At 40.4% G+C, this 15413-nt stretch carries 13 protein-coding genes; 6 read left to right on the forward strand and 7 right to left on the reverse strand.

Features of this window, described 5'->3' with window-relative positions; translation table 11 throughout:
* Window positions 1–3: 3 nt before the first annotated feature.
* The 6 genes from LVD16_RS27935 to LVD16_RS27155 form a co-directional block, all read right to left on the reverse strand.
* The gene (locus LVD16_RS27935) at window positions 4–162 is read right to left on the reverse strand and encodes a thioredoxin domain-containing protein (protein ID WP_441716375.1); all 159 of its coding nucleotides are present in this window, start codon (window positions 160–162) and stop codon (window positions 4–6) included.
* A complete protein-coding gene (locus LVD16_RS27135; RefSeq protein WP_306309409.1) occupies window positions 126–569 on the reverse strand; it encodes a redoxin domain-containing protein in 444 nt (147 codons plus the stop codon). The genes LVD16_RS27935 and LVD16_RS27135 overlap by 37 nt, the downstream gene beginning before the upstream one ends.
* A 257-nt stretch (window positions 570–826) precedes the next feature.
* Window positions 827–1267: an RrF2 family transcriptional regulator gene (locus tag LVD16_RS27140; protein ID WP_233771436.1), complete on the reverse strand. Its 441-nt coding sequence runs from the start codon at window positions 1265–1267 to the stop codon at window positions 827–829.
* 101 nt (window positions 1268–1368) lie between these two features.
* Window positions 1369–2247 carry an NmrA family NAD(P)-binding protein gene (locus tag LVD16_RS27145; protein ID WP_233771437.1) on the reverse strand — a complete coding sequence of 293 codons (879 nt, stop codon included), beginning with the start codon at window positions 2245–2247 and terminating at the stop codon, window positions 1369–1371.
* 90 nt (window positions 2248–2337) lie between these two features.
* Window positions 2338–3507 carry an MFS transporter gene (locus LVD16_RS27150; RefSeq protein ID WP_233771438.1) on the reverse strand — a complete coding sequence of 390 codons (1170 nt, stop codon included), beginning with the start codon at window positions 3505–3507 and terminating at the stop codon, window positions 2338–2340.
* 70 nt (window positions 3508–3577) lie between these two features.
* Entirely contained in the window at window positions 3578–4489 is a 912-nt protein-coding gene (locus LVD16_RS27155) for a helix-turn-helix domain-containing protein (RefSeq protein WP_233771439.1), read from the reverse strand.
* A 242-nt stretch (window positions 4490–4731) separates the two neighbouring features.
* Between LVD16_RS27155 and LVD16_RS27160 the strand changes: the two genes are divergently transcribed.
* The 3 genes from LVD16_RS27160 to LVD16_RS27170 all read left to right on the forward strand — a co-directional run bounded on the left by LVD16_RS27160 (window position 4732) and on the right by LVD16_RS27170 (window position 8180).
* Window positions 4732–7299, forward strand: a complete 2568-nt coding sequence (locus LVD16_RS27160) for a phosphoenolpyruvate carboxylase (RefSeq protein WP_233771440.1) — start codon at window positions 4732–4734, stop codon at window positions 7297–7299.
* A gap of 124 nt (window positions 7300–7423) precedes the next feature.
* Entirely contained in the window at window positions 7424–7876 is a 453-nt protein-coding gene (locus tag LVD16_RS27165) for a hypothetical protein (protein ID WP_233771441.1), read from the forward strand.
* 4 nt (window positions 7877–7880) lie between these two features.
* A complete protein-coding gene (locus tag LVD16_RS27170) occupies window positions 7881–8180 on the forward strand; it encodes a hypothetical protein (protein ID WP_233771442.1) in 300 nt (99 codons plus the stop codon).
* A gap of 98 nt (window positions 8181–8278) precedes the next feature.
* On the opposite strand, the gene LVD16_RS27175 is transcribed toward LVD16_RS27170, so the two are convergent.
* Entirely contained in the window at window positions 8279–8665 is a 387-nt protein-coding gene (locus tag LVD16_RS27175; RefSeq protein WP_233771443.1) for a DoxX family protein, read from the reverse strand.
* Between the two features lie 115 nt (window positions 8666–8780).
* Between LVD16_RS27175 and LVD16_RS27180 the strand changes: the two genes are divergently transcribed.
* From LVD16_RS27180 to LVD16_RS27190, 3 genes are all read left to right on the forward strand, one after another.
* Window positions 8781–9119 carry a winged helix-turn-helix transcriptional regulator gene (locus LVD16_RS27180; RefSeq protein WP_233771444.1) on the forward strand — a complete coding sequence of 113 codons (339 nt, stop codon included), beginning with the start codon at window positions 8781–8783 and terminating at the stop codon, window positions 9117–9119.
* 306 nt (window positions 9120–9425) lie between these two features.
* Window positions 9426–12917 carry a two-component regulator propeller domain-containing protein gene (locus LVD16_RS27185; RefSeq protein WP_233771445.1) on the forward strand — a complete coding sequence of 1164 codons (3492 nt, stop codon included), beginning with the start codon at window positions 9426–9428 and terminating at the stop codon, window positions 12915–12917.
* Between the two features lie 138 nt (window positions 12918–13055).
* The gene (locus LVD16_RS27190; protein WP_233771446.1) at window positions 13056–15317 is read left to right on the forward strand and encodes a cellulase family glycosylhydrolase; all 2262 of its coding nucleotides are present in this window, start codon (window positions 13056–13058) and stop codon (window positions 15315–15317) included.
* Window positions 15318–15413 lie beyond the last annotated feature (96 nt).

The following is a 15413-nucleotide window of genomic DNA, read 5'->3' on the forward strand; positions in this document are numbered from 1 at the left end:
AAATTAATAGTTATTAGATAAGATTGATGTATACCTAAGGTAGGTAGTCACATTTTTGAATCCCTGTGGGAATTTTCTACTGGCCTCTTCATTTGATATTGAGTCTGGTATAATTACATCATCTCCTAATTCCCAATTAGCCGGTGTATTATTTGCTCGTATTCGTTTAACTGTAAGTTATCCAACACCCTCAATATCTCTATGAAATTTTTACCTACAGATGCTGGATAAGTGATGATTAACCTTATTTGCTTTAAGGGGTCAATGATAAATACAGATCGAGTATTACAACCAGAGATGTTCTTTCGATGTGTACCCAAGAATAGTTGCGTTACGCTTGCATCCTGATCTGCTATAATAGGAAAATATACCTTGGTCTGATGAATTGTATTAATGTCCTTGATCCATATTCGATGTGAATACAAGCTATCGATGCTGCAAGCCAATACCTTGGTTCTTCTTAATTCAAATTCATTTTTAAGTTGTGTCGCTACACCTAACTCAGTGGTACAAACTGGCGCAAAATCACACGGATGAAAAAATAAAAGACCCCAAGAGTCCCTATCCAGTCATACAGTTGAATGAGGCCATCAGTACTACTTGCCCTAAAATCCGGTGCATCCTGTCCTATTCTTAATTGATCCATATATAAAGGGTATAAAGTCTATAGTTTCAGTAGAGTATTTAAACAAAATAAAAACACATGATATATGTGCTTCCAATCTTGTTATAGAAAGACAAATGTAGAAAATAAAATTAATATTCCAATACCCTATAGATTTAATAGGGTAATAGTTTTAATTTAATTATTATGCCGTTAGCACCATTAGGATTTCCTTTTAGAAAGTACGTCTTCTCTTTCTACTAAAGTTTTTAATGTATGATTTTTGAAAATTCGAACAGATTCATTTCGTACCTTTTGAAAGGCTTCACGAATGGAGCAGGTCTCCTCGTCCTTACATTCTTCACACCTTTCATAAAATCTAAAGGTTACACATGGTAGTAGAGCTATCGCACCATCGAATAATCTGAGAATTTGAGCCACGTTTACATCCTCTGGGGGCTTCCTCAAATAGTAACCTCCACCTTTTCCTTTTTTACTACCCAAGATACCAGCATTCCGTAAATCGAGTAATATGGTTTCCAAAAATTTCTGGGGTATATTTTCTTCCTCTGCTACAGTACTTATTAGCGTAGGTCCATCTCCGTATTTACGAGCCAGATGAACCAAGGCATTCAGTGCATATTTTGCTTTTTTCGAAATCACGTCACAAATATAACATATAGTCTATCTTCTTAATAGACTTCTATCTTTTATTGCTTAATGGTGAGCAGTCTACGCATTTGGCAGACTACCCTTATCAATATCTATTTGTTATATACCTGACTAAATTTTTCTGCAAAATGTTCCAACTTCACCTTCCCAGTTGGCTTGTTTCCTTTTGCCACATAATCTTCCATCAATCTGCCATTGTGTAAACTGGCCCCCAGCACCACAAAATCTTCTACAATATGAGCTGGAAATGCGTATGACAAGCCTTGCCTCATTTCCTCGTTTGTTAAGGTTTTCCACTCCAGTTGTGGTTTATCAATGGCTTTTCCTAAAACGGTTGCCACTTCACTGGCTGTTTTTTCATCGCTCACCACATACCTTATGGCTTCTGCTTGTGTTTTTTGCAACTCATCAGCCGCTGCTTCTGCTATATCTTCGGGGGCAACTAATGGAATTTTATCAGCTCCACCGTAATTGGCAGCCATCATTCCCTGATGCTTTATCACATCTATCTGACCAAATAAATTATAATAGAAATAGCCAGCTCTTAGGAAGGTTATCTCCACATTTTCGATGTCCTTTAAAATATTCTCAGCATAATGAGCTCCAAGAATAAAGCCCGTATCCTTGCTCAGATGAGCACCATAACTACTTAAATAAACTACTCTTTTCACACTGCTAGCGGCAATGGCAGCAGCATATTTCTTTGCTATTCTTTCATAATAATCTACTACGCTCTTTTCAGAGAAATTAGGAGGCACCATAGCAAATAAAGCGTCCTTTCCCCGAAGTGTAGCTGTAAGAAAATCGAGATCGTCTAGCGAGCCGATAGCAGGGTGAGCTCCTAAATCATAAATCTCCTCCGCCCTCTCCTTATTGCTGCTTACCACTGTAACCTGGTGGCCGGCATCTATTAAAAACTGTGTTAATGGTCTACCAATATGACCTAAAGAACCTGTGATGACAATGTTCATAATCTTTGCATTTAGTTAAATAACAAACATCCTATGCAGACTTATCCCAGGTGTAGCTAATTCTCCGGTTGTTGTAGCCAATTATATTTATCAGGCTGTTTTTAGTGATTTTCTTAAAGCTAACAATCCTAAAATTGGACCTAAAACCAGCATCCAGAAGATATAAGGAGAGTCAAAGTTTTGCAACAAAAGGGTTAGCAATTGAATGCTGAGGATAGTAATCACATAGCCGAGACAGTTGACAATGGTAAGAGCCGTACCTTTTACTTCAGGGTCAGCATTTTGTGCCACAAGGGTAGAAAACAGTGGCGAATCAGCCACCACGGCCATGCCCCAGATCAGAAGAAAGAAAATAAAGAGCCATTGACTGGATACAGCAAATAAAAATGGACAAAGCAGACAGCAAACTCCTGATAATGAAAGTGCTCCAAAGGCCGTTTTAGCAGTTCCTTTGTTCTCCGCCACAAAACCACCGATAACACAAGCCGCACCTCCCACAGCAATAATCAAAAATGACCATAATGGAATATTAAGGTCAGCGTGACTGTGGCCTTCTAAATACTTTAATAAAACCACAGGAACAAAGGCCCAAAATGAGTACAACTCCCACATGTGACCGAAATAACCAAAGGCCGCAGAGCGAAAAGGGTCATTCTTAAACACCTGAACAAAAGAGGACAACTGCACTTTCAGGCCGGGCTTCCTAAACGGCCCGTCTGGCACTAACAAAACCATCAATATCCCGCCAAGCAACGCCAATATAGAAGTAGTGACAATGACGGTTTTCCACGGAAACAATGACTGCATATTTTTCAATAAATGCGGAAAAGCAGTCCCCAACACCAGCGCACCTACCAGAAAGCCAAGTGACTTGTCCAGGCCTTTCTGAAAATAATCAGCGGCTATTTTCATGCCTACGGGATATATTCCAGCCAGAAAAAAACCAGTCAGGAACCTGATCACCAATAAGCTACCTAACTGATTACCAGACCAAACCATGCCAGCATTACAAAGTGCAGCCAGCAAAGCACAAGCAAAAAACACCTTTGAAGGAGAAAATCTATCGGCAATTGAAAGAATGGCAAAAAGCAGTGTACCGATGATAAAGCCGAACTGCACGGCTGAGGTAAGATAGCCCAGGGCATCTGGCTGAAGCCCAAAATTATGCACAAGCTCATCCATAACAGCATTACCAGCGAACCACACCGAGGTGCAGCAAAACTGAGAGACAATGATGACGGTAAGTACAGATCGATTCACAGAGAAAAAAGGTTTACCCAATATTAATAAACCTAAGTCATTTGTTTGTCATCAGCAATACAAACTGCCTTTATTGAAATGATTGTCTGAAAGCTAGCGGAGAAAGGCTGGTTTTACTTTTAAATAGCTTACTGAAAGACTGAGAGTGTTCAAATCCCAAATCATAAGCAATTTCACTCACGGTTAAGTCGGTAGTAGAAAGCTTTTCTTTAGCTTTTTCAATCACCTTATTGTGTATATGCTGCTGTGTGCTTTGACCCGTAAGCACTTTCAGTAATCCACTGAGATAGTTAGGCGTGACATGCAGCTCTTCTGCTATCATTTGCACCGAAGGCAGACCTTTTTTCAATGCATCGCTCTCGAAATAATCAGCCAATATTCGCTCTAAGCGGCCAAGAATTTTATGATTACTGATTTTTCGAGTGATAAACTGCCGATGGTAAAACCGCTCAGCATAGGCCAGTAATACTTCAATCTGGGCAATGATTACAGTCTGAGTAAATGCATCAATATTTGCATGGTATTCGTGTTTTATATTTTCAATCACTCCTTTTATAGTCATCTCCTCTTTCTCAGATAAATGCAGCGCTTCATTCACCGCATAGTCGAAGAATTCATATTGTGCAATGGTTTTGGCCAAAGGCGTATTCCAAAGAAAATCAGGATGGATGAGCAACAGATAGCCAGAATGCTTTAGCTTTTTATTATTCTCAATGTGTAATACCTGCCCGGGCGACATGAAGTTCATGACTCCTTCATCAAAGTCATATTCCTGTTGGCCATACTTCATTTTACCATTGAATCCCCGTTTCAGAGCAATAGAATAAAACCCCAATACCATATTAATATCTCGCTCATCGGATGCACTTTTGATGTCATCAAAATTAATAACACTTATTAAGGGATGCTCCGGTTTTGAAATGCCTACCAGCTGATGATAGGCAGAAATTGTATTTATTTTTTCAGGTGTGGAATATTTCATTATTCATAATTTATAATGCCTGAGAAGAAGTGCTTTTTCATTTATTGTAAAAATGATAACACAAAATTCTGAAATTCAAAATTATTCTTTGTAGCTGTATCTCAGATCGATGTAGTCATTTCTCTCATGTAATAAATCCGGCTGCTTTGTTAAACATAATTTCCTTTTATTTGTCAAATGAAGGGGCGTTTATCGAGTTTGAGACTCTGCTCCTACATATTAGAAACAAGTAACCAATCTCTATGAGTTCTATTAACAGTAAAATCCAAAACTACAATAAGCAGGTAGGTCTGAAATTCCAGCTGTATAACAGCTTATTTACAAACTTACCGTTTCACCGTGTAGAAAAAACCGGCGTTCTATTATCCACCTTTTTACTTCATTGCGAAGAAGGATTTAAGAATAAACAGAGCCCCACTGAGATTATTGATTCTTTTTTCAAACAAAACACGTCATACAATACTAAAGAGCAAATAGATCTGCTTTTTAGATTTATACAATATACAGAAAGGCAAATTGTACTGTTCGATGCCGTAGAAGAAGCTGCTTTCAGTGAAATCTACGATCTGAAAGGAATTGGTACATTGAAGCATTTGGAATCTGAAGTGATCCAGTCGAGAAAGCAGGAAGAGCTGGCCGAGAAGCTTAAGGACTTCTCTGTGAGGCTAGTGCTTACGGCTCACCCTACGCAGTTTTATCCGAATGAGGTGCTAGGTATTATCAATGACCTTTCAAAAGCCATTGCTAAAGACAATACTTCCGAAGTAAACAGCCTACTACAGCAGCTGGGTAAAACGCCCTTCTTCAAAAAGGAAAAGCCTACACCTTATGATGAGGCTGTGAACCTGATCTGGTTCCTGCGCCACAGATTCTACCGTGCGGCAGGTAAGATTATGTCAGAATTTAAAGCACAATTCCCACAGGAAGTGAGCGAAACTAACCCACTTATCCGCCTGGGCTTCTGGCCTGGTGGTGATAGGGATGGAAACCCTTTTGTAAATGTAGACATCACCAAAAGAGTGGCCACTGAGCTAAGAGCTGGGGTACTGAAAGTGTATTATGAAGATGTGCACCATCTTAGAAGCAGGCTTACCTTCAAAGGTGTAGCCAACGTGCTTGCCTCTCTGGAAGCAAAAATTTCTGAGAACCTCGCTAACCCGGGTAATCCATCTACGCTGACAAAAGAAGAGATCATAGCTACGCTGAAGAAGATTCAGGATACCCTTTGGGAGCAACACAATGGCCTTTTCTCTGAAATGGTAGATGACTTACTTAGAAAAGTAGAGCTATTTGGGTTGTACTTCGCCTCATTAGATATCAGACAGGATAGCTCAGTGCATACAGAGCTGATGTCACAGGTTTCTAAAAAGACTTCTGCCCTACCTGATAACTACACTGACCTTTCTGACGAAGAAAAAATAGATATCATACTTAATATTGATCAGACGGCGGATCCTTCAATTTTTGAAGATGATCTTTTAAAAGACACCATCAGATCGGTAAATACAATAAGAGAAATACAAAAGCAGAACGGTGAAGACGGTTGCCACCGTTACATTATCAGCCACAGCACCAGCGCATTAGACGTTATGAATGTGTATGGTATTCTAAAGCTAGGTGGCTGGCAAGATGAAACGATGAGCGTAGATATCGTGCCGCTTTTCGAATCTGTGGAAGACCTTAAAAATGCCTCTGAGGTAATGAATACCTTGTATAGCAACAAAGTTTACCGTGAGCATTTGAAGAAAAGAAATAACATCCAAACCATCATGGTTGGTTTCTCTGATGGAACCAAAGATGGTGGCTATCTAATGGCTAACTTCGGTATCTATAAAGCAAAAGAAGAGCTGACCAAGGTATCCAAAGAAAATGACATCCAAGTGGTGTTCTTTGACGGACGTGGTGGGCCTCCTGCCAGAGGTGGAGGTAGAACGCATCAGTTCTATGCATCATTAGGAAACAACATTGCCAATAAAGAAATACAGCTTACCATTCAGGGACAGACCATTAGCTCTAACTTTGGAACGGTAGACAGTGCTCAGTTCAACATTGAACAACTGATGCATGCTGGTATTAGCAATGACCTTTTCTACTCTGATCAGGCCACGCAAACAGAGGAGGAAGACAATATTTTGTTGAGTCTTTCTGAAATCAGTTACAAGGCTTATGAAGACCTGAAAAATCATCCTGCATTCATTGAGTACCTGAATGAGGTGAGCCCGCTTAAATATTACGGACAGGCCAATATCGGTAGCCGACCGTCTAAAAGAAAACCAGGCAAGCTTAACCTGGATGACCTGAGAGCGGTGCCTTATGTAGGGTCATGGAGCCAATTGAAGCAAAACCTTCCTGGTTATTATGGGGTTGGCTATGCTTTTGAAAAAATGGAAGCTGAAGGACGTTGGGACGAGGTTTGCAACCTGTATAAAAACTCATCTTTCTTCAAAACCTTGCTAGACAACTGCGAGATGGCGATGACTAAATGCTTCTTCCCACTCACGGCTTATTTGGCTGATCACCCTCAATACGGTGAGCTATGGACATTAATCCATGAGGAATATGAGCGTTCTAAATCATATATGCTGAAGCTGGCGAACGCCAAAGAACTGATGGAAGACAAGCCTACCAATAGGGTATCCATCCAGATGAGACAGCGCATTGAATTACCGCTATTGACCATCCAGCAATATGCTCTAAACAAAATACGTGAGATGCAGGACACCAATGCAGATGAAGAAGTAGATACCTTTGAAAAAATGGTAGTAAGATGCTCCTTCGGAATTATTAATGCAGGGAGAAACTCGGCATAAGGGTTTAATAGATTTTAGACCTGAGATGTGAGATATGAGATAAGAAGGCCGACTTTGTCGGTCTTTTTTTGTTTCTTAACTTTTGATCAGCCTATTTTTTTTGAAATAACGAACTTTACCAACCATGCGCAATCCAACCCGAAGAAATAGAAATATAGGAACCAGCAAGCAAGGACATGGTAAAGACAACAAACTTACTATACCGTATCCAGCAGTTGTAGAAAAATCATTTATTGAAAGGCTATCTGATTATCATAAGGAGAATCGCACAATAAATGGAAATAATTTCAAGTTCGTTATAGAAACTACCAGAGAGAATTCAGCACATGCATGTACCGTGGATGATATAGCAGAGATTATCCGCCACATACCTCCGGAGGATTATCAAGATCTTAACCTAATTATTCTAAGGCAACCAAAAAGAAAAGAAGAAATACTAGCTTCGGTTTGGGGTAGGCTAATCTACTCTTATGATTTTGAAGGCACGAATGGCCCGGCCATTATGTTGGAAGCTATTGATTCTGACAAAACCCTTAAATGGACAAAACATCTGACCCCGGAAAAAAGATGGTCATGATTTTGTGGAAACCAAAAGGCACTACGAAGCTGAATATAATATTGAGAATGTTCGAAACACACAACTTTACCGCACACTTCCTCATGAATTCGGACATTACAAACATTTTTTAAAGGAAGTAGAAGACCCGGGAAGTGATGATGAACCGTTCGAAGAATGGGAAAAAAGATATGACAGCTACTTCAGCATACCATCAGCTACTAAAGAGCAATTTGCTCATCAGTATGCAGACAAGCTCAGAAAAAAGTTAGAAGAAAGTAGAGTGATTCCATTTGAGAGGATAGAAGACAAACCAGAGTGTTAACTCATAAAGTTAAATATCACATTCATAATTATAGGCCTAATAACACCGAGTTTTGTCCTCATTAAATACGAACCTGAATCAATAAAACTAGAAGACACTCACCTCCTCCCCCAACACACAAAACCCGCAAACAACCCAAACACTAAATTAAATCCAATATCCTCAGCCTCACCTCTGGAGACATGAAAGACAATGGCACTAACCATTAATACCACTACACCCAGAGCTGCCCAGAAGGTAAGCGCGGGCTTAATGTTTAATAATCCTGGTAATACTAATCCCAAACCTCCTAAGAAATCGATAATGGCTGTGGTGTATAAAAAGGCAGGTGATACTTCCGCCATCCAGGACCATAAGTCAGACAGTTGAGGTTGTGGGGTGAAGATTTTCATGTATGCTCCCCAGACTAAAGTAAGGCACATGAGGATCTGAACGATCCATAAAATAATATTAAAGGCCTTTGATATATTTTTCTTAGCTGTCATGTTTTAAAGTTTAATTACAGCCTCAAAAGTATTTATCTTTACTATCCATTGGATATTACTTTCCCATTGGATAGCACTACCCAAATGGAAAGTATGAGTAGAAATTGATAAAAGCATGCTAACAAGAGAAGATTGCCCTGAAAACGTACTAGCCATTAAAGATGCTTTAGAAGCCCTGGAAGGCAGATGGAAACTTTTGATCTTACTTTCTCTTTCTATGCGGAGCATGCGATTCAAAGAGATATCAAGACAAATTTCTGGTATTACTGATAAAACTCTGTCTAAAGAACTGAAGCTTCTTGAAAGTAATAAACTCATTACCAGAAAGGTATATGATACATTCCCTCCCAAAGTGGAGTATACTATTACAGACCATGGTTTGTCATTACAAAAGCTCCTGGACGAACTTCATGTTTGGGGACTGAAGCATAGAAAAGAGGTAATGGGTAAATAACATCGCATCCCCACTCTTATCTTTCCAGCGTATGATAATGCCCAATAATCGAAATTTTATTCGATTTCTTTTCTCTAAATTTTAGTAACGTTCAACCTACACTAATCACCTCTATGTTACTACTATCTATCAGCCGCATTGTCTGGAGAAGCTCCGTTTTTAGGCGAAAATCTGCGATTCAACTACTGTACCCCTGATGCTTTGACCATCAGCTTCCCCATTTGGAGCAGTGGCCATATAAAGCAGATGCGTAATTAATAAGTGCTATTGATTACTCAAACACATCCCTAACGACCTGAACGCGCCATGAAACTATTCTTTCATACCTTAACCCTATTGTTGCTTTCACACTTTCTTTTCGCTCAAATATCACAAGAAGATTTTAGGATTTATGCTAAAAAAGATGGCTTATCCAGTAATAACACTACGGCCTTTGCTCAAACCCATGATGGCTATTTATGGGTAGGCACCTCAGACGGACTTAACCGGTTTGATGGTCATTCTTTTCAAGTATTTAAGCACATGGACAATGAGCCTTCTTCCTTATCAGACAACTATGTTACCTCCCTGTTTGTGGACCACATGGGCGTGCTCTGGGTGGGCACAAAAACAAAAGGATTAAATAAATATTTACCTGAAAGCCAGACATTTGAGCATTTCCTTCATGATGATCATGACCCTAATTCCATCACTGACTCATACATTACCTGCATTACCGAAGATGCCAACCAAATTCTGTGGGTAGGCACCAGCATTGGCCTGAATCAATACAACAGAGAGACTAACCAGCTGAAAAGGTATTTTCATGATACTGAAATACTCATTGACCAAACATGTATCAATCAGCTATTGGCCAACGATGTACCGCCTGAGATCATTAAAAAATTACAGCCATTAAAAAGTGTTGTATTTCCCAACATGACACAATTTTCCCTGGCACTAGAAAAGGAACTGCAGACCAATCAATATAATCAGGTCATTTTACAGCATGTAAAAACCAAAATGTATGGGGATCATATTCAAATTCTGGAACCTGACGAAAAAGGGAACTTATGGATTGGATATATGAATAATGGTTTATACTACTTCAACCCGCACAGTGGATTTTTAGAAAAAATCAAACCCGAAAACTCCTCCACGCCCATCAAAAATATCAACGCGCTTCACCTTCAGGGAAATGATTTATGGATTGGCGAATCAACCGGCCTACTGAAGGTGCTGAATCTGAATAGCTTACAAGTTAAAAACATCCCTTTCGAAGAAGAACCTGGAAGTGTAGAGGCTATTTTAGCCACCCATGACCGTCAACTCTGGGTGGGAACAGATATTGGTGAGTTTATGCTCAGTGACCTTAAAAATCAAGGTAAACCTCTGCAGAAAAAATTTAAGCAGACCGCTTCGGAGTATTTTGCCGGTAAGCGATTTTTTGAAGACCGAGAGCAAAACATCTGGATATCGTTGGATCAAAGAGGCATTAAGATCATACCTAATCAGAAGTTTTCACCCATTACTACTCATTTTAAAACCCAGGATGCCCTTTCACTGGAGAGCATTTCTGCTTTAACTGAAGATCATGCGGGCAACCTCTGGATTGGCTACTATTCCGGTGGCATTTCTATTTGGGATAAAAACAGGCAACAAATCACCTACCATGAACCCACCGGAAAATCGGGACAGCTGGGCAAAGGATCAGTATACAGCATATTTGAAGACAGCAATAATAGCATATGGATCGGCACATATGATGGCGGCCTGCAGCAGTATAATTCCACGCTGCATATTTTCAAAAACATAGACCTGGCCATAGAAACCAACAATAATGAAAGGCTGGACATCAGGGATATTAAAGAAGATGCACACGGAAACTTATGGATGGCCTCACACGGCCAGGGCCTCATCACCTATAATCATGACACTAAAAAAGTGGAGCAATTTAAGGCCAATTACCTAAAATGGGAAAGGAGCCTGGCCAATGACTGGCTTTACACCTTGGAAATAGACCCCAAAGGCAGAATCTGGATAGGCAGTGTAGCTGGCATCACACTTTATGATCCGGGGCAAAATGTATTTAAAACTTATAATGAACAGAACAGTAATCTAAGCCACAACCAGGTAAGATGCATTTTTATAGACCATGAGCAGCAAATTTGGATTGGCACTGAGGATGGACTTAACCGTACAGACATTGCTTTTTATGGTAAATTTAAAACTTACAATCTTGCTTCAGGCATCAGTGAGCCCAACATAACCGCCATCAGTGAGGATAGCGCACACCGAATATGGCTTTCTACCAAAAGTGGTATTTACACCTACAATAAACCTTCAGACACTTTTCTTCAAGAACGCAATAATGGCCACTATGATCATAATGAAATATTCCATAATGCTTTTTCTAAAGGCCAGAACGGAAAACTGTATTTCGGTGGTAATCAGGGACTCATCTCCATCAATCCATTTCCTGAGAAGGATGGCCCTTCTCAACTGTCACTCATGCTTAAAAGCCTTACAGCCTATAACCAAAATGATAGCATCAGCTTGCAAATGACAGGGAAACATACCATTGAAGTTCCTCATCAGTTAAATAATATCAGCTTAGATTATATTGCCATTAACCTGAGCAACCCCAACCAAACCCAATACAAGCATCGGCTAAAAGGTTATGATAATCAATGGATTTTTGATGATAGAAATCAGTCAGCATCTTACTACAATCTAAAGCCCGGACACTACACTTTCCTCCTTCAAGCAACCAATAAAAATGGTGATTGGGCTGATGCTCCCTTAGAGATCCATTTCAGAATAACAGCACCATTCTGGATGACAGCTGAAGCATATCTCATTTACATATCGGTGGTAATGGTAGCCATTCTGATATTCATTTTTGTAAGAAAACAAAGTTCAAAGTCAGCAATTGTTAGGTCAGTTAATTACGGATTTACCCCACCGTATGCCTATCAACCAGTTATCGGCCTGACTCCGCAAAAAAGCATTAAGCTCATGCCCTTAATCTTCAATATTGACAATGAATATAAAACCCTTAATAACAATACTTTACCCAAGCTTCTAATTGCTGATAATGATAAAAAGCAGGCCTACAAACTGGAGCTGAGCAGAAATTTCAGAATAGAGAAAGCCATTTCAGAAAAAGAGGCCATTGCTGAGGCACTTCGGCTGGAGCCTGACCTCATTATCTCCAGGGTGTCTAACCATTTCGACGGCATTGACCTATGTCATAAGCTCAAAGTAAATCCTAAAACCGCCTTCATACCGGTAATATTAATAGGCGCAAAATTCAATGAAAAGACTATTCTTCAAAGCATGGCAGCCGGAGCTGATGATTATTTTCAAACCTCTCAAAAGGTGGTTATCCTGAAGTCGAAGCTCATTAACATGGCTCGTTTGAAACGTAATATTGAAGAGCATTCACATTTACTGAGTAATGACCTCCTGCCCTCCCAGGAAGCCAATCAAGAAGAGGATTTTCTTAACACTGTGCATCGGATTATAAAGGAACATATGGCCGATGATTCTTTCGGACCTAATCACCTTGCCCGCATGTTACACCTGAGCAGGTCGCAGCTATACAAGAAAGTAAAGAAAGAATTTGGTCAGTCGGTAAGTATTCTTATTCGAAATATCAGACTACAAAAAGCGGTGGACCTGCTGACCTCCTCCCAACTCAATATCACTGAGATTGCCTACAAGGTGGGCTTCACTGATCCTGGGTATTTTACTCGCTGCTTTAAAAATTACTATGGCCAATCGCCTTCAGAATACCTCCACAGAGAGCATCGATGAGAAAAATGTGAGACAATAGTTCAAATAAAAGACAATAGTCCTACCGGGAAACAATAGTATAAATGATTGATAAAATAGTGACGCCCGGCGTGAGATAATGAAAGTAACTTCATATTCTAACCTAAAACCCACGTGAATATGAATACTAATCACTACTGTTATGGCTTTTGGCAAAACTTCAAAAGCTGGTCTTTCCTCACCGCTATTGTTTTAAGCCTATTTGTCTTTCATCAATCAAAAGCTCAGAACTACTTAAGTGCTCAGGGCAATCACCTCATAGATAGCCAGGGTAATGAAGTACGTCTAACTGGTGTAAACTGGTTCGGTTTTGAAACAAGTATGCTCACCCCACACGGCCTCTGGACCAGAGACCTGAAAAGTATGCTCCAGCAGATCAAAGATCAGGGCTTCAACTCTGTGAGAATACCCTGGTGCAATGCTATGCTGGCTCCCGGAGCTTCTATAAATATTAGCTCTTATGGCACCGATGTTTATACTGGCATTAGCCCTATGAATGCTGAAGAAGCTACCAAATCCAGCCCTATAGAGATTATGGACATTCTGGTAGAATGGTGCCAGGATAATGACATGAAAATCATATTAGACAACCATTCCAGAGCCCCTGATGGCTACCTCAGTGAGGACCTTTGGTATACCAGTGCTGTACCTGAAAGCCAATGGATCAGTGACTGGGTGTTTCTGGCCAATCGCTATAAAAATTACGACGCCGTGGTAGCCATGGACCTCAACAACGAACCTCATGATGCCGCCACCTGGGGTAATTCAAACCCAGCTACCGATTGGAACAAGGCTGCCGAAAGGTGTGGCAATGCCATACTTGCGGTAAACCCTAATGTACTGATTATGGTAGAAGGAATTGAGGATTACAATGGCGATGTATACTGGTGGGGAGGCAACCTTATGGGCGCTGCCAGCTATCCCGTTACCTTGAGTAATCCTTCTAAGTTAGTGTATTCTCCTCATGAATACGGACCTACCGTTTATCCTCAGAGTTGGTTTACGGATCCATCATTTCCATCGAACATGCCGGGTATTTGGAACCAGCATTTTGGTTATTTATACAATAATAACATCTCACCTCTATTTGTAGGTGAATTTGGAATACGTGATCCGGAAGGCACCGACGAAATATGGTTTGATAGCTTTCTTGAATACATGGGTAATGATTACTCATGGACATTCTGGTGCTGGAACCCTAACTCTGGGGATACTGGTGGGCTTTTGGATAATCAGTGGGCCAATATCGTAACCTGGAAAATGAATAAGCTCATTCCATACCTAGCGCCTGAAATACCCAACGGCACCGTGTCTCCTCCTCAGGATCAATTAGTTGTAAGCACTAGCAACCTCACTTTTAGTGCTACAGCCGGAACGCAGAACGTAGACGTTAGTGCCAATATCAGCTGGTCTGCCACCTCCTCAGCTACCTGGCTTTCAGTGAGCCCGGCAAATGGATCAAATAATGGAACTCTAACCATAAGTACTACAGCTAATTCAGGGTCCACCGCCCGTACAGGTACTATCACGGTAAGCGGTAGTGGAATAACACGCACCATTAACGTATCTCAAAGCGGAGCTAATAGTAATCTATACCTCACTGTTTCAACCAATGAACTAAACTTCAACTCCAGCTCCGAAACAGAAACTGTCAATATCAGCGCTAACGTGAGCTGGTCTGCCAGCATCAGCGCTTCATGGATTGATGTAGCTCCTGCCAGCGGCACCAATAATGGCAGCGTTGATATTTCAGTTTCTGCTAATACAACCAGCTCAGCAAGAACAGGTAGCGTAACCATTTCAGGAGGCGCACTCAGCCAGGTAATAGCTATCTCTCAAGCAGGAGATTCTGGTCTACCATGCAGTAATCCAACCCCAATCAGCATATCCTTTAGCCACGATGGAGCAGGTGATTTTTGCTGGGTAACGACAGACCCCATCACCTACCTTAACTCATGGAACACAGCATCTGTAGAAATTAACGGTATTGACTATACTAATACCTGGTCTAATTCTCTACCTGCCAGAATCAATGGTAATTACTACATTCATTATTCAGCAAACTACGCCTATTCACACATAGAGCTGATGGCTGGATATACTTTTGCTAAAACAAGCGGTAATGAGATAGAACAGAACAAGCTGGCTTTAAAGATTTATCCTAACCCTTCACAAGGTGAATTTTACATAGACCTAAAAACAAAGGATAATTATCAGTTGCAAATTGTAGATGGGCAAGGGAAGCAGGTCTACATGAAAAGTATGACGCCAGAAAGCGGAACATCTCCGCTTCATCTTAACCTGAATCCTGGACTATACATTATCCAGATCATTCAGCGCGACCGCATCATACATTCTGAGCAAATCATGATAGCAGAGTAACTCAAAGATTTCATGGAGGATTGCCATTAATAGCTTTTCAAGCTAAATGGCTCCTCCATGTCTTTTCCAAACCAAATAAACCAACTACTTAAAACC

It is taken from the genome of Fulvivirga ligni (assembly GCF_021389935.1).
GTDB classification, from domain to species: domain Bacteria; phylum Bacteroidota; class Bacteroidia; order Cytophagales; family Cyclobacteriaceae; genus Fulvivirga; species Fulvivirga ligni.